The organism is Streptomyces sp. NBC_00461 (assembly GCF_036013935.1).
Classification (GTDB): Bacteria; Actinomycetota; Actinomycetes; order Streptomycetales; family Streptomycetaceae; genus Streptomyces.
The window spans coordinates 9,345,834-9,366,360 of sequence record NZ_CP107902.1 but is presented as its reverse complement, the minus strand read 5'-3'; the positions used below and the strand labels follow the sequence as shown (position 1 = coordinate 9,366,360).

19 protein-coding genes are annotated in these 20,527 nt (G+C 72.2%); 10 read left to right on the top strand and 9 right to left on the bottom strand.

Annotated features, from left to right (window positions below; genetic code table 11):
* Nucleotides 1-31: 31 nt before the first annotated feature.
* Nucleotides 32-2,467 carry a right-handed parallel beta-helix repeat-containing protein gene (locus OG870_RS43305; RefSeq protein WP_266526290.1) on the top strand — a complete coding sequence of 812 codons (2,436 nt, stop codon included), beginning with the start codon at nucleotides 32-34 and terminating at the stop codon, nucleotides 2,465-2,467.
* Here OG870_RS43305 and OG870_RS43300 read toward each other — a convergent pair.
* On the bottom strand, nucleotides 2,437-4,791 hold the full coding sequence (locus tag OG870_RS43300; RefSeq protein WP_266841830.1) for a hypothetical protein: 2,355 nt from the start codon (nucleotides 4,789-4,791) through the stop codon (nucleotides 2,437-2,439). The genes OG870_RS43305 and OG870_RS43300 overlap by 31 nt on opposite strands.
* A 286-nt stretch (nucleotides 4,792-5,077) precedes the next feature.
* Between OG870_RS43300 and OG870_RS43295 the strand changes: the two genes are divergently transcribed.
* Nucleotides 5,078-5,896 carry a DeoR/GlpR family DNA-binding transcription regulator gene (locus OG870_RS43295; protein WP_266526294.1) on the top strand — a complete coding sequence of 273 codons (819 nt, stop codon included), beginning with the start codon at nucleotides 5,078-5,080 and terminating at the stop codon, nucleotides 5,894-5,896.
* Between the two features lie 93 nt (nucleotides 5,897-5,989).
* Entirely contained in the window at nucleotides 5,990-6,460 is a 471-nt protein-coding gene (locus tag OG870_RS43290) for an SRPBCC family protein (RefSeq protein WP_266526296.1), read from the top strand.
* A gap of 224 nt (nucleotides 6,461-6,684) precedes the next feature.
* Here OG870_RS43290 and OG870_RS43285 read toward each other — a convergent pair whose 3' ends face one another.
* Nucleotides 6,685-7,833, bottom strand: a complete 1,149-nt coding sequence (locus OG870_RS43285) for a PLP-dependent cysteine synthase family protein (RefSeq protein WP_266526298.1) — start codon at nucleotides 7,831-7,833, stop codon at nucleotides 6,685-6,687.
* 329 nt (nucleotides 7,834-8,162) lie between these two features.
* On the opposite strand from OG870_RS43285, the gene OG870_RS43280 reads away from it, so the two are divergent.
* Together OG870_RS43280 and OG870_RS43275 are read left to right on the top strand one after the other, a co-directional pair.
* Complete coding sequence (locus tag OG870_RS43280) at nucleotides 8,163-8,486, top strand: hypothetical protein (RefSeq protein ID WP_266526300.1); 324 nt, start codon at nucleotides 8,163-8,165, stop codon at nucleotides 8,484-8,486.
* 231 nt (nucleotides 8,487-8,717) lie between these two features.
* On the top strand, nucleotides 8,718-9,248 hold the full coding sequence (locus OG870_RS43275) for an ATP-binding protein (RefSeq protein WP_266587304.1): 531 nt from the start codon (nucleotides 8,718-8,720) through the stop codon (nucleotides 9,246-9,248).
* Between the two features lie 26 nt (nucleotides 9,249-9,274).
* Here the strand turns inward: OG870_RS43275 and OG870_RS43270 are convergent, their stop codons facing one another.
* The 3 genes from OG870_RS43270 to OG870_RS43260 are packed head-to-tail and all read right to left on the bottom strand — an operon-like array spanning nucleotide 9,275 to nucleotide 12,866.
* Nucleotides 9,275-11,836, bottom strand: coding sequence for an ABC transporter permease (locus OG870_RS43270; RefSeq protein WP_266587302.1), 2,562 nt, complete (start codon nucleotides 11,834-11,836; stop codon nucleotides 9,275-9,277).
* Nucleotides 11,833-12,582: an ABC transporter ATP-binding protein gene (locus OG870_RS43265; protein WP_266526304.1), complete on the bottom strand. Its 750-nt coding sequence runs from the start codon at nucleotides 12,580-12,582 to the stop codon at nucleotides 11,833-11,835. Before OG870_RS43265 ends, OG870_RS43270 begins: the two co-directional genes overlap by 4 nt.
* Complete coding sequence (locus OG870_RS43260) at nucleotides 12,579-12,866, bottom strand: SHOCT domain-containing protein (protein WP_266526306.1); 288 nt, start codon at nucleotides 12,864-12,866, stop codon at nucleotides 12,579-12,581. The genes OG870_RS43265 and OG870_RS43260 overlap by 4 nt, the downstream gene beginning before the upstream one ends.
* A gap of 176 nt (nucleotides 12,867-13,042) precedes the next feature.
* Here OG870_RS43260 and OG870_RS43255 point away from each other — a divergent pair, with 176 nt between their 5' ends.
* Genes OG870_RS43255 through OG870_RS43235 form a run of 5 tightly spaced genes read left to right on the top strand, consistent with a single transcriptional unit; the run spans nucleotide 13,043 to nucleotide 16,011 of the window.
* On the top strand, nucleotides 13,043-13,636 hold the full coding sequence (locus tag OG870_RS43255) for a TetR/AcrR family transcriptional regulator (protein ID WP_266587300.1): 594 nt from the start codon (nucleotides 13,043-13,045) through the stop codon (nucleotides 13,634-13,636).
* 12 nt (nucleotides 13,637-13,648) lie between these two features.
* Nucleotides 13,649-14,068, top strand: a complete 420-nt coding sequence (locus tag OG870_RS43250; protein ID WP_266526311.1) for a (R)-mandelonitrile lyase — start codon at nucleotides 13,649-13,651, stop codon at nucleotides 14,066-14,068.
* A gap of 11 nt (nucleotides 14,069-14,079) precedes the next feature.
* Nucleotides 14,080-14,664 carry a DUF4865 family protein gene (locus tag OG870_RS43245; RefSeq protein WP_266526312.1) on the top strand — a complete coding sequence of 195 codons (585 nt, stop codon included), beginning with the start codon at nucleotides 14,080-14,082 and terminating at the stop codon, nucleotides 14,662-14,664.
* Entirely contained in the window at nucleotides 14,661-15,569 is a 909-nt protein-coding gene (locus OG870_RS43240; RefSeq protein ID WP_266587298.1) for a phosphotriesterase family protein, read from the top strand. The genes OG870_RS43245 and OG870_RS43240 overlap by 4 nt, the downstream gene beginning before the upstream one ends.
* Before the next feature lie 46 nt (nucleotides 15,570-15,615).
* Nucleotides 15,616-16,011, top strand: coding sequence for a tautomerase family protein (locus OG870_RS43235; RefSeq protein ID WP_266587296.1), 396 nt, complete (start codon nucleotides 15,616-15,618; stop codon nucleotides 16,009-16,011).
* 142 nt (nucleotides 16,012-16,153) lie between these two features.
* Here the strand turns inward: OG870_RS43235 and OG870_RS43230 are convergent, their stop codons facing one another.
* The 4 genes from OG870_RS43230 to OG870_RS43215 all read right to left on the bottom strand — a co-directional run bounded on the left by OG870_RS43230 (nucleotide 16,154) and on the right by OG870_RS43215 (nucleotide 20,498).
* The gene (locus OG870_RS43230) at nucleotides 16,154-17,110 is read right to left on the bottom strand and encodes a pseudouridine-5'-phosphate glycosidase (protein ID WP_266526316.1); all 957 of its coding nucleotides are present in this window, start codon (nucleotides 17,108-17,110) and stop codon (nucleotides 16,154-16,156) included.
* Nucleotides 17,111-17,257: 147 nt separating this feature from the next.
* Nucleotides 17,258-18,568 carry a PfkB family carbohydrate kinase gene (locus OG870_RS43225; RefSeq protein WP_266587289.1) on the bottom strand — a complete coding sequence of 437 codons (1,311 nt, stop codon included), beginning with the start codon at nucleotides 18,566-18,568 and terminating at the stop codon, nucleotides 17,258-17,260.
* 75 nt (nucleotides 18,569-18,643) lie between these two features.
* Nucleotides 18,644-19,099, bottom strand: a complete 456-nt coding sequence (locus OG870_RS43220; RefSeq protein WP_266841824.1) for an RpiB/LacA/LacB family sugar-phosphate isomerase — start codon at nucleotides 19,097-19,099, stop codon at nucleotides 18,644-18,646.
* A 160-nt stretch (nucleotides 19,100-19,259) separates the two neighbouring features.
* Nucleotides 19,260-20,498, bottom strand: a complete 1,239-nt coding sequence (locus OG870_RS43215) for an ROK family protein (RefSeq protein WP_266526322.1) — start codon at nucleotides 20,496-20,498, stop codon at nucleotides 19,260-19,262.
* Nucleotides 20,499-20,527: the final 29 nt, after the last annotated feature.

Here is a 20,527-nt window from a genome sequence, read left to right as displayed (position 1 = left end):
GCGTAACACGAGGTGGGGGCAGAACAACACCATGGCACAGGGCACGGTCCAGGTGACGCACACCGGCACATCGCGGTGGCGGCGCCGCACAGGTGAGTACGCATCGCTCGCCGCCGCCCTGGAGGCCGCCGCCGACGGTGACGTCCTCACCGTCGCGCCCGGTACCTATCGGGAAAACCTCGTGGTGCAGCGGTCGGTGACCCTGCGCGGCCCCGAGGGTTCTCCCGGTTCGGTGCGGATCGCACCCGTGGACGGTGTGCCGTTGACCGTGCGTGCCTCGGCGGTGGTGCAGGACCTGCATGTGGAGGGGCAGGACGCGGCGGCGCCCGCCCTGCTGGTCGAGGAGGGCACTCCGGAGCTGCTGGACGTCCGCATCATCACCCGGTCCGCGGCCGGGATCGAGGTGCGCGGGGGCGCGCGTCCGACCGTGCGGCGGTGCACCGTCGACAATCCGGCCGGCATCGGTATCGCCGTACTCGACGGCGGAGGCGGGGTGTTCGAGGAGTGCGAGGTCGTGGCCGCCGGTCAGTCGGGGGTCGCGGTCCGCGGCGGTGCGCAGCCCCGTCTGGAGCGGTGCCGGATCCATCACGCCTCGGGCGCGGGTCTGTCGGTGACCGGTGAGAACTCCGCGCTGGACGCGGTGGGTTGCGAGGTGTACGAGGTCCGTGGCAGCGGGGTCCAGGTCACCGGCCGGGCCACCGCGCACCTCACGGACTGCGATGTGCACCGCACCACGGCGGACGGCGTCACCCTCGACACGGACGCGGTGCTGACGCTGGCGGACTGCCGCATCCACGACATCCCTGAGAACGCGGTCGATCTGCGCTCCCGCTCGGTGCTCACCCTGACCCGGACGACGGTTCGTCAGTTCGGGCGCAACGGCCTGTCGGTGTGGGATCCGGGCACCCGCGTGGACGCCAATCAGTGCGAGATCTTCGACAGCACGGGCGACTACCCGGCGGTGTGGGTCAGTGACGGCGCCACCGCGGTGCTGGACTCCTGCCGGGTGCACGACGTGCCGGACGCGCTGTTCGTCCTCGACCGCGGCTCGCGCGCGGACGTCGTCGACAGCGACCTGTCGCAGGTGCGCAACACGGCCGTGTCGGTGAGCGACGGCGCCACCGCACAGCTCGACGACTGCCGTATCCGGGACGCCGCGACGGGTGCCTGGTTCCGCGACCACGGCAGCGGCGGCACCCTCAACAACTGCACCATCGACGCCACACAGACGGGCGTGATCGTCACCAAGGGCGCCGACCCCACCATCGAGCGCTGCACGGTCGACTCCCCCGCGGAGGCGGGTTTCTACGTGTCGGCGGGCGGCCGCGGCAGCTTCCTCAACTGCCGGGTGACGGGCAGCGGCGGCTACGGCTTCCACGTGATCGACGGCAGTCGTACGACGTTGAAGAAGTGCCGCACGGAGCGCTGCGCGCGCGGTGGGTACGAGTTCGCGGAGGGCGGTGACGCGGCGCCGGGCACCGGCCCCGTCGTCGAGGACTGCACCAGCGACGAGAGCGCGGGCCTCAGGTCTCCGGCGGCCCCGGAGCCCGCAGTGCAGACCGCCGGTCAGTCGCTCGGTCTGCTGGGAGCGATCCCCGGGCAGCGCACCACCGAACAGGAGCCCCTGCTCGCCGCCGCGCAGCCCGAGGAGCCGACGCGGACGTCGAAGGCCGTGCTGGGTGAACTCGACGCGCTGGTGGGCCTGGAGAGCGTCAAGCGCGAGGTGCGGGCGCTGACCGACATGATCGAGGTGGGCCGGCGTCGCATGCTGGCGGGCCTCAAGGCGGCCTCGGTCAAGCGGCATCTGGTCTTCACGGGCTCCCCCGGCACCGGCAAGACGACCGTGGCGCGGCTCTACGGCGAGATCCTCGCCTCGCTCGGTGTGCTGGAGAAGGGGCATCTCGTCGAGGTGTCCCGCGTCGACCTGGTCGGTGAGCACATCGGATCGACGGCGATCCGCACGCAGGAGGCGTTCGACCGGGCGCGTGGCGGTGTGCTGTTCATCGACGAGGCCTACGCGCTGTCGCCGGAGGACTCGGGCCGGGACTTCGGCAAGGAGGCCATCGACACGCTGGTGAAGCTGATGGAGGACCACCGTGACGCGGTCGTGGTGATCGTCGCGGGCTACACGGCCGAGATGGAGCGGTTCCTTTCGGTCAACCCCGGTGTGGCGTCCCGCTTCTCACGGACCATCACCTTCAGCGACTACGACCCCGGGGAGCTCCTGCGGATCGTGGAACAGCAGGCCGACGAGCACGAGTACCGGCTCGCGCCGGGCGCCGCGGAGGCCCTGCTGAAGTACTTCACAGCGCTCCCCAAGGGCCCGGCGTTCGGCAACGGCCGAACCGCCCGCCAGACCTTCGAGGCCATGGTGGAGCGGCACGCGAGCCGGGTCGCCCAGTTCGACGAGCCGAGCACGGACGACCTGACGCTGCTCTACGCCGAGGATCTGCCCGAGCCCTCCTGAGTGCCTGCCACCGGGCGTGGAGCCGGCACGTCCGCTCGCAGGCGGCCCAGCAGCCGTTCCCGCTCCTCGGCGAAGGCCGGGTCGGCCTGGTAGTCCGAGTGGCCGAGGATCGGTGCGGGCAGGGGGTGTTGCGCGGTACGGCCGTAGGCGAGGGGGTCCTTGAGCGGTGGGCGGTCCACCTCGGGGCCGCAGTCTCCGGGCAGGCGCACCGGTCCGCCGATGGGGTCGGTGAGCCGGTAGAGGTTGCGCCAACAGTCGACGTCATGGTGCAGGGAGGCGAGGGCCGCAGGGCCGAAGTGGGCTGGGAACCAGCGGCCGTAGAGGCGCTCGATCGGGGAGCCGTAGGTGAGCAGGGCGACCCGTTTGCGGTCGGACGGCTTGAGCTGCCAGGCCGCGGCCGCCGCGAGCACACTGCCCTGGGAGTGTCCGGAGATGACGAGGCGGCCGCCGGTGGCGCGGGTCCAGGTCGCCATCCGCCAGGTGAGGTCGGGGACCGCGCGCTCGGCGTAGCAGGGCGGGGCGAAGGGGTGCGCGGCGCGTGGCCAGAAGGTGCCGACGTCCCAGAGGATGCCGATGGTGCGCCGGGCGGAGGCGTCCTTGTAGGCGCGCCGGCCCCAGGTGACGAAGAGTATGAAGCCCAGGCCGATCAGCCAGGAGCCCAGGGCCTGCGCGGTCTGTGCGGCGCCGTGCACGATGGCGAAGGCGTGCTGGGCCGCCTCTCCGGGCGCCTCTTCGGTGAATTTCGCGCCGACCAGTGCTCCGGCGCCCAGGATCAGGGTCGTGGTGGCGGTGACGGCGACGACGAGGGGGGCGCGGTCGGTGAGCGTGGCCAACGCGCGCGTGGTGGCGATACGGCGGGTGCGTGCGGCGTCCTTGGGTTCGCCGGGGTGGTCGAGCTCGACGGTGGCCAGTTCGGTGCGGCGCAGCAGCCAGGCCCGTCGGCCGAGCAGACCGCAGAGCGCGATCAGGGCGAGGAGCAGCAGGGGGATGACGGATGCCTGCCAGGTCAGCAGGACCGGCGGGCCGTCGATGGAGGTGCCGGTGCCGTCCAGCCAGTCCGACACCCGCTGGGAGACTCCGCCGGAGATGACGCCGCCCAGGGCACAGGCGAGGATCGCGACGGCGGGTCCGCCCTGGCCGTACAGCACGGCGCGCGGATCGGGGTGGGTGCGGTACAGCAGGTGGGCGACGACCGCGAGGGCGAGGACCAGTAAGCCCTGGACAAGGGCGATGCCTCCGAAGGTGGTGCCGCCGCCGGCCAGCAGGCCGGCCGATCGCCATCCGGGGCGCTCCCAGCCGGCGTACACCGCGCACAGCAGGAGCAGGACGAGGGCGGCGAGCGGAAGCCGTCGTACGAGGTGCGCGTCGAGTTCCCGGTCGAGGCGGTTCTCGCTGCGTCCTCGGCGGCAGACCACCCACATCACGACGGCGGCGGTGGCGACGAGTGCCACGGCGAGGAGCCGGCCCAGGACGTCCAGGACGACGGGGCCGCCCGGAGCGCGGTCGAAGCGGGCCGCGGACGAGGCGACCGCCGCGGCGACCGTCAGCAGGCCGGCCGCGGTGTGGGCGGCGCGCAGCCGGGCGACGAGTCGGCGGCCGTACCAGAAGCCGGGGCGGCCCAGGGCGGTGCGGCCGGTCTCCTCGTCGGGTTCGGGCCGGTGGGCGAGCGGCTGCTGGGACTCGTACGCGCTCCAGGTGCGGTGGGAGAGGTACCAGAGGAGGCCGGTGAGCGCGGTGGGCACCAGTGCCGCGAGGGCGAGGCGGCGGCCCGGCCTGCTCCACCAGCTGTGGTGCGACACGTCCGGTGACAGGAAGCCCAGCCAGGAGTGCCGCTCGGCGCACGCGCGCATGCCCGCGCACTGCCAGGCCGCCAGGTCGAGGGCGACCTCGCAGGCGGCCGCGACCAGCAGCACCGTCAGGGTCAGTCCGGCGAGTCGCACCAGCAACCCGTAGAAGCGCACCGTCCGCTTGCGGCCGCGGGCGCTGGGCCGCATCCAGTGGGCGAGGTTGACGACCATGAACGGCAGCAGCAAAAGCCACAGGGCACGCGCGCTGTTGCCGGAGGTGAGGTTGCACCAGACGTACGCCTCCGGCACCGGTCCGCCACGACGGCCGTCGGGTCTGCTGTCCGCGTCGACGTCCGCGGCGCGCCGGAAGACGGCCGCCGTGTCGTCGCCGGTGATCCGTACCGTGCGCGGATCATTGAGCATGTCCTGGGGCGTGGTGCCGCCCACGCCGTGGACCAGGAGTTCCAGGGTGTTTCCGGATCCCTCGGGCACCGGAGCGGGGCCGCTCGCCGAGGCACGTTCCTGCGCACGTTCCACTGTTCGCACTTCCCCCGTGACGCGCCGTCTTCTTGTGTCCGTGCGGGCACAAGGATCGCCGTTCGGACGGGGGCGTACACCTGTGAACACGGAATCTCCCCGTTCCGAGTGACATGCGAGGAACAGATGTGGCATCGGTGACATGAGAGCGTCAGGCGGGTGGCGTCCTGGGGACCCACACGTGCGAGGATGGGACGTCCGCGCACCGGGGTCGGCGAGAATGTCCTTGTCGGACGGGGTGCGCAGGGCCTGTCGGACGGCTTGAGGCGAAAGGACCGGAGCGTACGTGAGTGAGAATCAGAACCTCCTCGCGGAGCAGCGGCGCTCCCTGATCCTGGACGAGGTCCGGCGCCGGGGCGGGGTCCGTGTCAACGAGCTGACCCGCAAGCTCGGCGTGTCGGACATGACCGTGCGCCGCGATCTCGACGCGCTGGCCCGCCAGGGCGTTTTGGAGAAGGTGCACGGCGGTGCGGTCCCGGTCGTGGAGGCGAGCACGCACGAGCCGGGCTTCGAGGCCAAGTCGGGCCTGGAGCTGACGGCCAAGGAGGACATCGCCCGGTCCGCGGCCCAGCTGGTCGCGCCCGGTACCGCGATCGCACTGTCCGGGGGTACGACGACGTATGCGCTGGCGCACCATCTGCTGGACGTGCCGGACCTGACCGTGGTGACGAACTCGGTGCGGGTGGCCGATGTCTTCCATGCGGCGCAGCGCACCTCCGGCCCCCGGCAGGGCGCGGCCACGGTGGTGCTGACCGGTGGTGTGCGCACGCCGTCGGACTCGCTGGTGGGCCCGGTGGCCGACCAGGCGATCGCGGCGCTCCACTTCGACATGCTGTTCCTCGGTGTGCACGGCATATCGGTCGAGGCCGGCCTGTCGACGCCGAACCTCGCGGAGGCCGAGACCAACCGGCGCCTGGTGCAGTCGGCGCGGCGGGTCGTGGTGGTCGCCGACCACACCAAGTGGGGTGTGGTGGGCCTGAGTTCGTTCGCCGCGCTGGAGCAGGTCGACACGCTGGTGACCGACTCGGGTCTCGCGGGCGACGCGCGCGAGGAGATCTCCGAGCAACTGCGCCGGCTGGTCGTGGCGGGCGAGCCGGAGAGCTGATCGACTTCGGGCGGTGCAGACATCTGACGGGCCGCCAGTTATCGTGACGTTGCCCCGGTCAACTTCCCTGCTCCGTCAAGGAGGTTCTCGTCCATGGCTCGTCGTCTGCGTCCCGTCGGGCTCGACTTCGTCGAGACCGCGCCCGTACGTCTTGTCTTCGCCCGGGAGGTCTCAGCCGCTCCGGAGGCGGTGTTCCGCGCGCTCGCCGAGGATGTGGCGGGCTGGGCGGAGTGGTTCTCGGCGGTGAGACTGGCCCGGCCGCTCGACGGCGGCGCCCGGCGCGAGGTGCGGCTGACGGGCGGGACGCGCTTCGAGGAGACGGTGCTCGCGGCGAAGGAGGCGGAGGTGTACGCCTACCGCGTCGACGTGACCAACGCTCCCGGGATGCGGGCCCTGGTCGAGGAGTGGCGGCTCGTACCGGCCGGCGCGGGCACGCGCGTGCAGTGGACCTTCGCCGCCGACGGGACGGCACCGGTGCGACTCGTCCTCAAGGCGGCTCGGGCGGGCCTGGGCCGGGCCTTCCGGGACGCGGTGACCTCACTGGACCGGCGCCTCGCTCCCTAGTACCCCGCCAGGCAACGTCCGCCCCGTCGCGACGCCGGCCCAGCAGGCTCCCCCACTGCCTCAAGGGCGTGGGAGGTCCCCTCCTCACGCGGCGCACCGGGCACAGACCCACATACGTCCAGTACGAGGGCCCGCACCCGGCACTCCCCCAGCCTCTGGCCGTGGACCCCCGGAGCACGCACCGGACGCAGCTCATCGACGGGCAAACGTTGCCTGCCGGTGTATCAGCGGCGGCTCGGGCGCACGTCCTCAGTCGGCCAGACGCCCGTCTCCAGCAGCGACTGGATCGCCGCCGTGTACGGCTCGATGTCCAGGCCCTGCTCGGCGAGCCACGCGTCCGAGTAGTACTTGTCCAGATACCGGTCGCCCGGGTCGCACAGCAGCGTCACCACGCTCCCCTGCCGCCCCGCGGCCACCATCTCGGCAATGATCTTCAGCGCGCTCCACAGGCCGGTGCCGGTCGAGCCGCCCGCCTTGCGGCCGATGGCCCGCTCCAGCGCCCGTACGGCGGCGACGCTCGCCGCGTCGGGCACCTTCATCATCCGGTCGACGGCTCCCGGCACGAAGCTCGGTTCCATGCGGGGGCGGCCGATGCCCTCGATACGGGAGCCGCAGTCGCAGGTGACGTCGGGATCGCCGGTGGTCCAGCCCTCGAAGAAACAGGAGTTCTCCGGGTCGGCCACGCAGATGCGGGTGTCGCGCTGGGTGTAGTGGACGTAGCGCGCGAGGGTCGCCGAGGTGCCGCCGGTGCCGGCCGTCGCCACGATCCACGCGGGCTCCGGAAACCGTTCCAGCTCCAGCTGGCGGAAGATGGATTCGGCGATGTTGTTGTTGCCGCGCCAGTCCGTGGCCCGTTCCGCGTAGGTGAACTGGTCCATGTAGTGGCCGCCGGTGTCCACCGCCAGACGTGCCGATTCCTCGTACATCCTGCGCGAGTCGTCCACGAAATGGCACTGCCCGCCATGGAACTCGATCAGGCGGATCTTCTCGGCGCTCGTCGTGCGCGGCATGACGGCGATGAAGGGCACGCCGATCAGCTTCGCGAAGTACGCCTCGGAGACGGCTGTCGAGCCGCTGGACGCCTCGATCACCGGGCGGCCCGGCCGGATCCAGCCGTTGCACAGTCCGTAGAGGAAAAGGGAGCGGGCGAGCCGGTGTTTGAGGCTGCCGGTGGGGTGGGTCGACTCGTCCTTGAGGTACAGGTCGATGCCCCACTTCTCGGGCAGGGGGAAGCGGAGCAGGTGCGTGTCGGCCGAGCGGTTGGCATCGGCCTGGACCTTGCGGACGGCTTCTTTCAGCCAGTCACGGTAGGCCGCGTCGCTGCGGTCGACGTCGAGGGTCCGGCCGGTCCGGGTCTGCTGGGGGGTGCTCACGACGGGTGCTCCTCACACTGAGCGCCGGCGACGCGTCGCGCTGCCGACAACATCGATCATAAACACCTTCCGCACGCTTCTCACCTGCATAAACGCACCTTTGAGCGCCCCAAAGGACAGCCTGGGGGCAGGGGGTGGGCGGAATTGGGGGCGCATTCGGGCGAGTGCTCCGGGCGCCCGGCGCGGGGTGCCGTGCGTACTGGTGCTCGACGCCGGGTGCGGGCAGACTGCACCGAACAGGGGCGCACACTGGATCACGACACGAGCTGGATCGCGGCCCACGCAGGTCACGGTCCAGCGCACCGGACGCGCACAAGGGGGCGGGCGGCATGGCGGAGCCGGAGTTCACTGCGACGGGCGTGCGGATCGGCAAACGGTTGCGTTCGCTCACCCGGGCCGGGCAGGTCCGGATCAGCGACGGCAGGCTTGCGTTGCTCACCAGTTACGGCACCGAGATCGACAGCGCGCCGGTGCAGGCGGTGCGCGCCTCCAAGCCGTGGTTCGCCGCGCAGGGCCGGGCGCTCGCGGACCTCAACGGCAAGCGGTACCTGCTGACGCTGGGCGACCACGACCCCGCGCCGGGCGAGCCGGGGCCGCCCGCGGCAGGCCGGTTCATTGAAGCCGTACGAAGGGCCGCGGGGCGCGGCGGCTGACAACTCCCGTACTACGACTGCGGCGGGCTGCCTCCTGCGACCGCGAGCCGACGGCGAGTTGCGGTACCGCGCCCCCTGCGTCACGCTGGTCTCACGTCACTCTGGGTTTACCGGCGATAACGCTGCGAACCAGCCCGCCGGGCACGACAGCAGGTGGCCGGCTCCCTCAGCCACCCTGCTGGATCCGTCTTCCGTGTTCTTCCGGACCTCTTCAGTCGGGGAGTCGCAGCCGTGATCAGTCACCCAAGCAGGCACTGCACGGTAGAGCTGCAAGCCCTGCCGTCGCGGATCGGCCAGGTCCGCAGAATCGTCTCTGCGCAGTTGCGCTACTGGCATATGGACTCCCTCATCGACCGTGCCGCACTCGGTGTGACGGAGTTGCTGACCAACGTCCATCTGCATGCCCAGCCCGACAAGCTGTGCACCGTGGAGATAGAGCTGCTGCTGGACCGGCTCACGGTCTCCGTGCACGATCACGACCCCCGGCTGCCCGAAGTGCGGGAAGTGGAGCCGGGCGCCACCACCGGGCGCGGACTCGCCATGGTGGCCGCGGTGAGCGAGAGCTGGGGGGTGCGCCCGGACGGCGAGTCGGGCAAGGTCGTCTGGTTCACGCTGCCCACCACCCCGGCTCCGGTCGCGGCGCCGGCCCGCCTTCCGCGTCGTACGGCCGAGAAGCCGGCGCACCGGTTCGCTGAGGTCGAGCACGCGGTCGACGGCCGCAGGCCCGCACACGCTCCCGCCCGGTCGGCCGTTGCCGGCTGACCGGGCGGTGACCTGCCCGCGCTGTCTCACTCGGTGGCGATGGCGCGCAGCACGTCCAGGCGCGCCGCGCGCCGCGCCGGACGCAGGCCCGCGAGCGCGCCGGCCGCGAGACCCACCAGGGCCACGATCACGAGCTGCACGGGCGGGATCGCGAAGGCGAAGGCGCTGTCGCTCACGCCGTCCGAGGCCTTGACCAGCACCCAGCCGAGGAAGGCGCCGAGGCCCAGGCCGCCGACCGTGCCGAAGGCGGCGACGAGCACCGACTCCCACCGGACCATGGCCCGCAGCTGGGAGCGGGTCTGCCCGACGGCCCTGAGCAGGCCCAGTTCGCGGGTGCGTTCGTGGATCGCCAGGGTCAGGGTGTTGGCGATGCCCAGCAGCGCGATGAGGACCGCGAGGGCGAGCAGGGCGTAGACGAGGGTCAGCATCATGTCGATGCCGCCGGCCGAGGACTGCGCGTACTCGTCGCGGGTCTGCACCTCGGGGTTGCCGTAGCGGTCGGCGACATGCCGCACGGCTGCCTTGCCCGCGTCCGTGCTCACACCCTCCCTGAAGGAGACGGCGACGAGCGCGTCGGAGTCCTGGGTACGGTGCGGGGCCCAGGCGGCACGGGTGATGAGGTAGTCGCCGGCGAGTTCGGACCGGCCGTAGACGGCGCGGACCGTGAAGGTCTGCTTCTTGCCGTCCGTGAAGGCGAGTCGGGCCTTCTCCCCGGTGGTGAGGTGCTGCTTGTCGGCTTCCGCCCTGGTGATGGCGATGCCGTCGGTGCCGAGGTCGCGCAGGGACCCCTGCACCTTTCCGAGGTCGAAGGTGCGTTCCAGCGCCACCGGGTCGGTGACGGTCAACGCCCGTCCCCTGCCGTCGACTTCGGCGACTCCGCGGCCGAGTCCTACGGCCGTGTCGACCTCGGGCAGCTGCTGGATCGCCCCGGCGAGCCGGGGGCTCAGGCCGCTGCCGCCCGCGCCGAACGACGGTGTGCTGACGGCGACGTCGCCGGCGAAGGACCGTGACACGGTCTGGTCCATGGTCGCCTTCAGCGAGGCGCCGAAGACGGTGAACAGCGAGACGACGGCCACGCCGATCATCAGGGCGCTCGCGGTGGCGGCGGTCCGCTTGGGGCTGCGCAGGGCGTTGCGGCGGGCGAGGGAGCCGGTGACGCCGCGCAGTGTGTCGAGGGGGCCGCCGAGGATCCGTACGGCCGTCGAGGACGCGACCGGACCGAGGACCACGAACGAGACCAGGGCGAGGACGGCGCCAAGTCCCGCCAGCCAGACGGACGGTGAGACCAGGACGCCGCTGAGCGTCACGGCCACGGCGAGGGCGGCGAGGCCCATACCGGTGACGGCACGCGTGCGGGAGGCGCCGGAGGCGTCGACGGCCGTCTCGCGCAGGGCGGCCAGCGGAGCGGTGCGGCCGGCCCGGGCGGCGGGCAGGAGCGCGGAGCCCAGGCAGACCACGATGCCGACCGCGAGCGGCAGCGCCATGGACAGTGCGTTGATCACCAAGTTGCCGTCGGGGAAGGGGAATCCGATCGCGGGGAATAGGGCCTGCAGGCCGGCCGCGATGCCGACACCGCCGGCAAGTCCCGCGACCGAAGCGGCCACGGCGACGGCGCTCGCCTCGACGAGGGTCGTCGCGGTGACCTGGCGGCGGGAGGCACCGAGGGCTCGCAACAGGGCGTTTTCGCGGGTGCGTTGGGCTACGACGATCGCGAAGGTGTTGTGGATGGAGAAGGTCGCGACCAGCAGGGCGATGCCGGAGAACACGAGCAGGAAGGTGGTGAAGACGGTGAGGAACTGGCTGGAGATCATGTCGGTGTTCTCCTGGGCCGACTCCTGACCCGTGATGGCCTCAACGCCCTTGGGCAGTACGGGAGTCAGCCGGTCGACGAGGTCCTTCTCGCTGACGCCGGGTCCTGCTCGCACCTTGATGCTCGCCGCCTCGCCGGGCCTGGCGGTGAGGTACTTCTCGGCGTCGGTGCGGGTCATGCCGGTGAAGGTCACCTGGGCCATGCCGTCCTCGCCGCCGAAGGTCGCCAGCCCGACGACCGTCACCTCGACCGGGTCCGGGGTGCGCAGTGTGGTGGTGTCGCCGATCTTCAGATCGCCCTTCTTCGCGGCGCCGCGGTTGACGACGACCTCGCCGGACTTCCGCGGGGCGCGGCCCTCGGCGAGCTGGTACGGGTTGAGCCTGGAGTCGGTGATCCAGTTGCCTGCGAGGGTGGGCGGCCCCTGGCCGCCGATGGGCTTGCCGTTCCTGCCGACGAGTTGGCCGGCGCCTTCGATGTCGGGCGCGGCGGCCGCGACACCGGGCACCGTCTCCAGGGTGCTCACCAGGGCCGTGTCGACGGGCTGCCGTACGCCCTGGCTCTCACCGGGTGTGGTGATCGTGTCCGCGCTGCGGACGACGGCGTCGGTGCCGATCGTCGCGTTGCCGAACATGCTGTCGAAGCTGGCACGCAGTGTGTCGCCCATGACGAGGGTGCCGGCCAGGAAGGCGACGCCGAGGAACACGGCGAGGAAGGTGCCGGCGAAGCGTCGTTTGTGGGCACGCAGCGAGGACAGGCTCAGGCGTACGGCGGTGTTCATGAGGGCACCTCGAAGGCTTTCATGCGGTCCAGGACCCGGTCGGCGGTGGGGGACTGCATACGGTCGACCAGGCGTCCGTCGGCGAGGAAGACGACCTCGTCGGCGTGGGCGGCGGCCACCGGGTCGTGGGTGACCATGACGACGGTGCGGGCGGTCCGGCGCACGGCGCGGCCGAGCAGCCCGAGGACCTCTCCGCCCGAGCGGGAGTCGAGGTTGCCGGTCGGCTCGTCGGCGAAGACGACGTCCGGCTGGCCGGCGAACGCCCGGGCCACGGCGACGCGTTGTTGCTGGCCGCCGGAGAGTTCGGAGGGACGGTGGTGGAGGCGGTCGCGCAGGCCGACGACGTCGATGAGCGCCTCGATCCACTCCGGGTCCCCGCTGCCGCCGGCGAGGTCCAGCGGCAGCGTGATGTTCTCCGCGACGCTCAGCGTCGGCACCAGGTTGAACGCCTGGAAGACGAAGCCGACGCGGTCGCGGCGCAGGAGGGTGAGGTGGCGGTCGTCGAGGCCGCCCAGGTCGACGTCGCCGATGTAGGCGGCACCCGAGCTGAGCGTGTCGAGGCCGGCGGCGCAGTGCATCAGGGTGGACTTGCCGGAACCCGAGGGCCCCATGATCGCGGTGAAGCGGCCGACCGGGAAGTCGACGCTCACCCCGTCCAGGGCCCTCACCTCGGTGTCACCGCGGCCGTAGACCTTCACTGCGTCGACGACCCGGGCGGCCGTGCGGACGGCGGTCGTGGTGGTCACGCCGCACCGCCCTTGCTGCGGCCGAACTGCTCGTCCAGGACGGACATCCGGCGCCAGTACTCGTCCTCGTCGATCTCACCGGAGGCGAAGCGGCGGCCGAGCACGGCGAGCGGCGAGTCACCGGAGGGGCGCGGATCGTCCATGGGCCGCCAGGGTCCACGGCGGCCGCGCCAGGCGGTGCGGCGCACCAGGGTCACGGCGCCGATCACGACGGCCGCCCAGATCAGCGGGAAGAAGAGGATCCACGGGCCGGGGCCGCCGTTCCAGTTCGCGAGTGTCTGCATCTCGGGTCATCTCCCAGGTGGGTCGTGCGTTGTCGTCTCGAGACTCCCGCCGGGAGGGGGGCCGGGTCGTCGTACGGCCAGCGGCACTGCGCGTACCTCCCGGGGAGTACGCGGGGCGGTTTCCGTTGCTCCCCAAGCGCTCGACTTCTGTAACTACTAGTATGTACAGTGACGGCATGAGCACTTCGGAGACCACCTCGGAGACCACCGCGGAGAGCACCTCGGAGCGACTGATCCAGTCCACCCGTGAGCTGCTGTGGGAGCGCGGATACGTGGGCACCAGCCCCAAGGCGATCCTGGAGCGGTCGGGCGCCGGACAGGGCAGCATGTACCACCACTTCAAGGGCAAGCCTGATCTCGCGCTGGCGGCGATCCGGCGGACGGCCGAGGAGTTGCGGGCTACTGCCGAGGGAGTACTCGACGGGCCGGGGACGCCGTACAAGCGCATCGAGGCGTATCTGCTGCGCGAGCGTGACGTGCTGCGCGGCTGCCCCGTCGGGCGGCTCACGATGGATCCGGAGGTCATCGCCAGCGCCGAGCTGCGCGCGCCGGTCGACGAGACGCTCGACGCGATCCGGGAGCTGATCGCGGGAATCGTCGAAGAGGGCAAGGAGCAGGGGCAGTTCGCGCCCTCGCTGGACGGCGAGGAGATCGCGGCCACCGTCCTGGCGACCGTCCAGGGCGGTTACGTCCTCGCCCGCGCCGCCGGCTCCCCCACCGCCTTCGACGCCGCTGTCCGGGGGCTGCTCTCCCTTCTCGCCCCACGTTAGGAGTTCAGGTCAGTGCACATCACCAGGAAGCGTCCCGACACTTGGCAGGGCCCCGCGGAGAATTTCACGGGCTCGGTGTGGCTCGACGAGATAGCCGCGCCCGCCGCCCCGTCCCGACTGCGCATGTTCAACGTCCACTTCACGCCCGGCGCCCACACCGCCTGGCACCGCCATCCGCACGGCCAGGTGCTGCACGTCCTGGAGGGCGAGGGGCTGGTGCAGCGAAAGGGCGGGGACGTCGAGGCGATCCGTGCGGGCGACACCGTGTGGATCGAGCCGGAGGAATGGCACTGGCACGGTGCCGGTCCGCGCACCTTCATGACGCATCTCGCGGTCGTCGAGGCCGCCGAGGACGGCACCACCACGGAGTGGGACGCGCACGTCGGACCGGAGGAGTACCCCGCCGACGGTTCGCAGGACACCCCTGCCTGAGGAGGCACCCGATGCATGCCATGCAGTACGAGCTGACACTGCCCGCCGACTACGACACGGGCAGCATCCGCGGCCGTGTCGCCCGCGTCGGGCATCTGTTGGACGACTGGGACGGCCTCGGCCTCAAGACGTACCTGCTGCGCGAGCGCGGGGTGAACGGCTCGCCGGTCAACCAGTACGCGCCGTTCTACCTGTGGAACACCATGGAGGGCATGAACAGTTTCCTCTGGGGCGGCGCCTTCCAGGGGCTGAGCAACGACTTCGGTCGGCCGTCCGTCCGACAGTGGACGGGCCTTGCGTACGAGGAGCGCGGCGGCGCCGGCCTCCCGGCACGATTCGCGGTGCGGCGGCGCCAACCGGTGCCGGAGGGCGTGGAGTTGGCCGGAGTCACGGCGGACGCGGTGCGGGAGACCGAGCGGCTGGCCGGCGAGGACGGCGCGGTGCTCGCGGCGGCGGCCGTGGACTCCAGCCGCTGGGAGCTGGTGCACTTCTCGCTGTGGGAGCACGACGCGCCGAAGGCCGACGGTGATGTGTTCGAGGTGCTGCACATGTCGGCGCCGGGGCGTGACCTGTTGCCGCGCGGACAGCAGTGGTGAGCAGCGTCCGTACGGTGCTGGGCGACGTGCGGCCCGAGGACCTGGGCGTCTGCGACGCGCACGACCATCTCTTCATCAGCAGCCCGCAACTGCCGGGCCAGGAACTGAACGACGCCACGGCCGCGCGGGCCGAGCTGGAGGCGTTCCGTGCGGCGGGCGGGGCGAGCGTCGTGCAGTGGACCCCCGTCGGGATGGGGCGGCGCGCCGCGGACCTGCCGCTGCTGTCCCGGGCGGCCGGCGTGCACCTGGTCTGCGCGACGGGACTGCACCAAGCCGCCCACTACACCCCGGAGTCGCTCGGCGAGCTGCGCGGCAGACTCGCCGACGTGTTCGTCTCCGAACTCACCGAGGGAATCGGCACGTCGGGCGTCCGGGCCGGTCTCATCAAGGTGGCGGGCGGATTCCACGCGCTCGACGCGCACGCACGGTGGACGATGACGGCCGCGGCCGAGGCGCACCACGCGACGGGCGCGACGGTCGCCGTCCACCTGGAGCTGGGCACGGGCGCACTCGACGTACTGGACCTGCTGTGCGGCGAGTTGGGCGTCCCGCCGCACCGCGTGATTCTCGGCCACCTCAACCGCTCCCCCGACTTCACCGTGCAGCGCCAGGCCGCGGAGGCGGGCTGCTGGCTGGCGTTCGACGGCCCGTCCCGCGCCCATCACGCCACCGACTGGCGCATGCCGGACGCCGTACGGACCCTCGCCGAGGCAGGGTTCGGGCATCGGCTGCTGCTCGGTGGGGACACCGTGGTCGCCGGGGCACGGTCGGTGGACGGCGGGCCCGGGATGCCGTACCTGCTGCGCCGGGTTCGGCCAAGGCTGGCGCTGGTGCTGGGCGAAGACCTGGTGGACCGCATCTTCGGGGCGAACCCCGCCCTGGCGTTCGCGGTGGAGTGGCACTGACCGGATGCCCCTGACCGACCTCGCACGCACCAGGAGAACCACCGCCATGCCCTTTGTCCGCATCGACGCCCTGGGAGCCGACGGCGACCGACTCGACGCGCTCGGCCGTGCCGTGCACGAAGCCCTGGTCGAGACGATCGGCATCCCGCCGAACGACCGCTTCCAGGTCCTGGTCGGTCACGACGGCGTCAACAGCACGCTGCGCTACGGCGATTACCTCGGCGTCCACCGCGACGACGGCATCGTGTACGTCGCGATCACGATGAGGACCGGGCGCACACCCGCCCAGAAGCAGGCCCTGTACCGCCGGATCGCCGAACTCGCCCACGCCCACGCGGCGACCGAGCCGCGCAACGTGTTCGTCACCGTGACCGAGAACGAGTCCCCCGACTGGTCGCTCGGCCACGGGATGGCGCAGTACGTCGAGAACAGGTCGGCCTGACCCGGCTCAGCGGCAGAGTTCGTCGATGTCCCTCGGTCAACAACGCGGAACGTGGCTTGCCAACCGGACGGCCACGAGGGGCTGTTGACGCTGGGCGGCGCCCTGAGCTGCGGTAACGGACCGGTGAGCCTCTTCGGCACGCTCAGCCGAGCTTGGCGTATTCGACGGCGATCCGGGCGCCGAGCCGGGCGTTGTTCTTGACCAGCGCGATGTTGGTGCGCAGGCTCTCGCCGCCGGTGAGTTCGACGATCCGGCCGAGGAGGTACGGGGTGGTGTCCTTGCCGGTGATGCCGGCCTTGTCCATCTCGGCCAGGGCCTGGGAGATGACGCCGTCCATGCGCTCGGCCGGCACCTCCTCGTCCTCGGGCACGGGGTTGGCGATGCTGAGGCCGCCGGGGATGCCGAGGTCCCAGCGGGCGTGCATCACGGCGGCGATCTCGGCCGGGGAGTCCACGCGCATGGGTGAGGTGAAGCCGCTGCGGCGGGAGTAGAACGCCGGGAACTCGTCCGTGCCGTAGGTCAGGACCGGGACGCCGAGGGTTTCCAGGGTCTCCAGGGTCAGGCCGATGTCGAGGATGCTCTTGACGCCCGCGCTGATCACCGCGACGCCCGTCGCGGCCAGTTCCGTCAGGTCGGCGCTGATGTCGAACGTCGTCGGGGCGCCCCGGTGCACGCCGCCGATGCCGCCGGTGACGAAGGTACGGATGCCGGCGAGCGCGGCCAGCCGCATGGTCGCCGCGACGGTCGTCGCGCCGTGGGTGCCGCGCGCGACGACGTACGCGAGGTCACGGACGCTGGCCTTGGTGACGTCCGGCGCGGTCGCGAGGAGCTCCAGGTCCGCGGGCGTCAGCCCGATACGGGGCCGGCCGTGCAGGACGGCGATCGTCGCGGGGACTGCGCCACCGTCGCGGATGATCTGCTCGACCTCAACGGCCATCTCCACGTTCTGCGGATACGGCATGCCGTGGCTGATGATCGTCGACTCCAGCGCCACGACGGGGCGCCCGTCGCGCAGCGCCTCGCGGACCTCGTCGGTCAGCACCAGGCGCGGATGCGGGGCGTCGGTCGCGGGCGTCGGGGCGGGGGTGGGCGTGGTCATCTCTGGCTCCGCATCTGGTCGTTCAGGGGGCGGGGGGGCGGGGGACAGGGCCCGGGGAATTCGCGGCCCAGGGCCTTCGGGGCCCGGGGGTTTCAGGCCGGTCAGGCAGCCGTACACCCCGGTCGGGTCGATCGGTCCGTCGGTCGGTCAGACCGTTCGGCTCGGTTGGGCCGACGCGTTGGTGAGGTCGCCCGAGCTGGCCGCGGCGTCCGGGCCGTTCGGGGCGGTCGGGGCGGCTTCAGCGTCCGGGCCGGTCGGTTTCGTCAGTGGGTCGGTGAGGTCGCCCGAGCTGGCCGCGGCGTTCGGGGCGGTCGGGGCGGTCTCAGCGGCCGGGCCGGTCGGTTTCGTCAGTGGGTCGGTCAGGGTGTCCTCGATCAGGCGTGGGGTCAGGTCGGGGCGTACGGTCGCCGGGCTCGCGACCGTCAGGGCTGCGGCGGCGTGACCGTAGCGGGCGGCGTCCAGCGGCTCGCCGCCTGCCAGCAGCGCGTGGACGAAAGCGGCGAGCATCGCGTCCCCGGCGCCGGTGACGTCCGCGACTTCGGCGGGCGGCGCGGTCAGGAACATCGCGTCTCCGCCCGCGGTGCTCAGGACACTGCCGCGCGCCCCGAGCCGTACCCACACGTGCCGCACCCCGCGCGCGTGCAGCGTGGCGGCGGCCGCCGTCACCTCGACCTCGCTGTCGCCGACGGGGTGGCCGAGGAGGGCCCGGAGTTCGTCGAGGTTCGGTGTGAGCGCGAGGAGCGGCCGGCGGGCGGTGAGCAGCGGCGCGAGCAGGGCCGCCTTGGGGGCACTGACCGGGTCCATCACCACCGGTACGTCGGCGGTATGTGCGACGTCCATCGCGTGGGCCAGCACTCCGGCCGGCAGATTCCCCTCCAGGACCAGCATGTCGGCGTGGGCGATCAGTTCACGCGCCGGGTGGAGGTCCTCCGGCGCCAGCGCTTCGGTGGCCGCCATGTCCGCCACCGCGACGACCAGGTCCCCGTCGGCGTCCAGGACCGCCGTGTAGGTCCCGGTCGGGTGGGCACTGCGGTGCACGTGGTCGAGGCGTACGCCTGCCGCCGCGGTCTCCGCGAGCAGGCGCTCGCCCGCCGGGTCCCGGCCGACGGCGGCGATGAGATGCGTCGGTGTGCCCAGCCGCGCCAGGTTCTCCGCGATGTTGCGGCCCACGCCACCCGCGGTGGTGCCGGCACGCCCCGGATTGCTGGTCCGCTGCCGTACGGGAGCCAGGCTGCGTACCTTCACGTCGACGTTGGCTCCGCCGACGACCACGACCGCGTTCTCCTCGCGGAGGATGTAGCCGCGGCCGAGGATGGCGCCCTTCTTGCCCAGGTTGGACAGGTGGACGTTCACCGCGGCCCGGGTGGTGCCGAGGGCGTCGGCGATCGCCTGCGGCCCGGAGAGCGGGTCGCGGCGCAGCAACGCGATGATCTCGCGCTCCCGCTGGGTCAACATCATGCTGACTAAACTAAAGCGTCTTTATTGGAGTAAGCAAGAGATGGTTGTCGACCGCTTGGGCGGCGGCGCGCTGGATCAGTCGGTGTTCCTGCCGAGGTCGAGTTGCCCCACGCGCCGCACGTTCTGGCGGTCCTCGGCGTCCTCGCTGTCCTCGGCCGCGAACCAGGCGTCGAGGATCTCCTTGAGCAGCGGCTCGGAGGTCAGGCGCAGGCTGAGCGCCAGCACGTTGGCGTCGTTCCATCGGCGGGCTCCGTCCGCCGTGTACGCGTCGATGCACAGGGCGGCCCGTACGCCGGGCACCTTGTTCGCGGCGATGGACGCCCCCGTGCCGGTCCAGCAGCACACGACCGCCTGGTCCGCGGTCCCCGCGGCGACCTCACGGGCCGCGGCCTCCGAGCACGCGGCCCACTGGGGGTCGTCTCCGGGGCTCAGCGCCCCGTGGGCCACCACCTCGTGGCCGCGCCTGCCCAGTTCCGCGACGAGCGAGCGCGCCACGGGTTCGTCCATGTCCGAGGAGACGGAGATCCGCATGCTCCGGAGCCTAACGCCGCGAGGCTCCCGCCCCCACCGGCACCCGCGCTGTCCGACTCCCCGCGGACACCTGTCCCGGAGGCGCGCATCCCTGAGTCGCGCATCCTGGAGACGGCCATCCCGGAGCCTGCCAAGGAGGACAGCCTAGGACGGCTGCCCCTCAGGTCAATGCCCCCAGCGGATCATCCAGCACCGGCTGCCACGCCAACTCGGCCGCGCCGACAAGGCTGTTGTGGTCGAGGGTGCAGGCCAGGATGGGGACGCCGCCGCTCTGACCCCACAGGCTGCGGTCGGCGACGACGGCGCGCAGGCGGTCGGGGTCGGCGTCGAGGAGCGTGCGGTGGAGACCGCCGAGGATGATGCGGTCGGGGTTGAGGATGTTCACCAGGCCCGCGAGACCGAGGCCGAGGCGGTCGATGAGGGCCTCGGTGGCCGTGCGGATCGACGGGTCGTCGTAGTGGTTGCGGATCAGGTCGATGGCCTGCTGGAGAAGTGAGACCTCGGGGCCGGGCTCGCGGCCGGCCGCCGTGAGCAGCGCCAGCGGATCGGCCTCGACGTCGAGGCAGCCGCGGCTGCCGCAGTGGCAGGGGCGGCCCTCGGGGTTGACGGTGAGGTGGCCGACTTCCAGGGCGAGGCCCGAACTCCCCGTGTGCAGGCGGCCGTCGAGCACCAGCGCACCGCCCACGCCCCGGTGGCCGGTGGCCACGCACAGCAGGTCCCGGGCGCCGCGGCCCGCCCCGTGCCGGTGCTCGGCGAGGGCGGCGAGGTTGACGTCGTTGCCCGCGAAGGCGGGACCCGTGATCCCGGCCTCGCGCACGCACTCCGCGAAGATCCGGCGTACGGGCGCGCCCACGGGCCACGCCAGGTGCAGGGGGTTGAGGGCCAGGCCGTCCGGCTCGGCGACCGCGGACGGTACGGCGAGTCCGGCACCGACGCAGTGCCGTCCCGTCGAACGCAGCAGCTCGGCGCCCGCTTCCACGACCGAGCCGAGGACCTTCGCCGGGTCGGCGTCGACGGTCTCGCAGCCGGGCGCCGTGGCGACGATGCTGCCGCCCAGGCCGACCAGCGCCGCCCGGAACCCGTCGGCGTGCACCTGCGCCGCCAGGACGACCGGGCCGTCGGCGGCGACCGCGAGCCGGTGCGAGGGCCTGCCCTGCGAGCCCGCCGCCGCTCCGGGCCGGGCGTCGACGCGGATCAGTCCGAGCGCTTCCAGTTCGGCGGCGACCGCGCCGGCCGTGGCCCGGGTGACGCCGAGTTCGGCGGTGAGCACGGCCCGGGTGGGTGCGCGTCCGGTGTGCACGAGCTCCAACGCGGGCCCGAGCGCGCCGCGCCCACGGTCCAGCCGCGTCCTCGAGGTGGTCCCTTCCCCCGTCGGCCGGGGGTCCGCCTTGCCGCTCATGAGGGCGAGTCTCCCATGATCCGCGCACT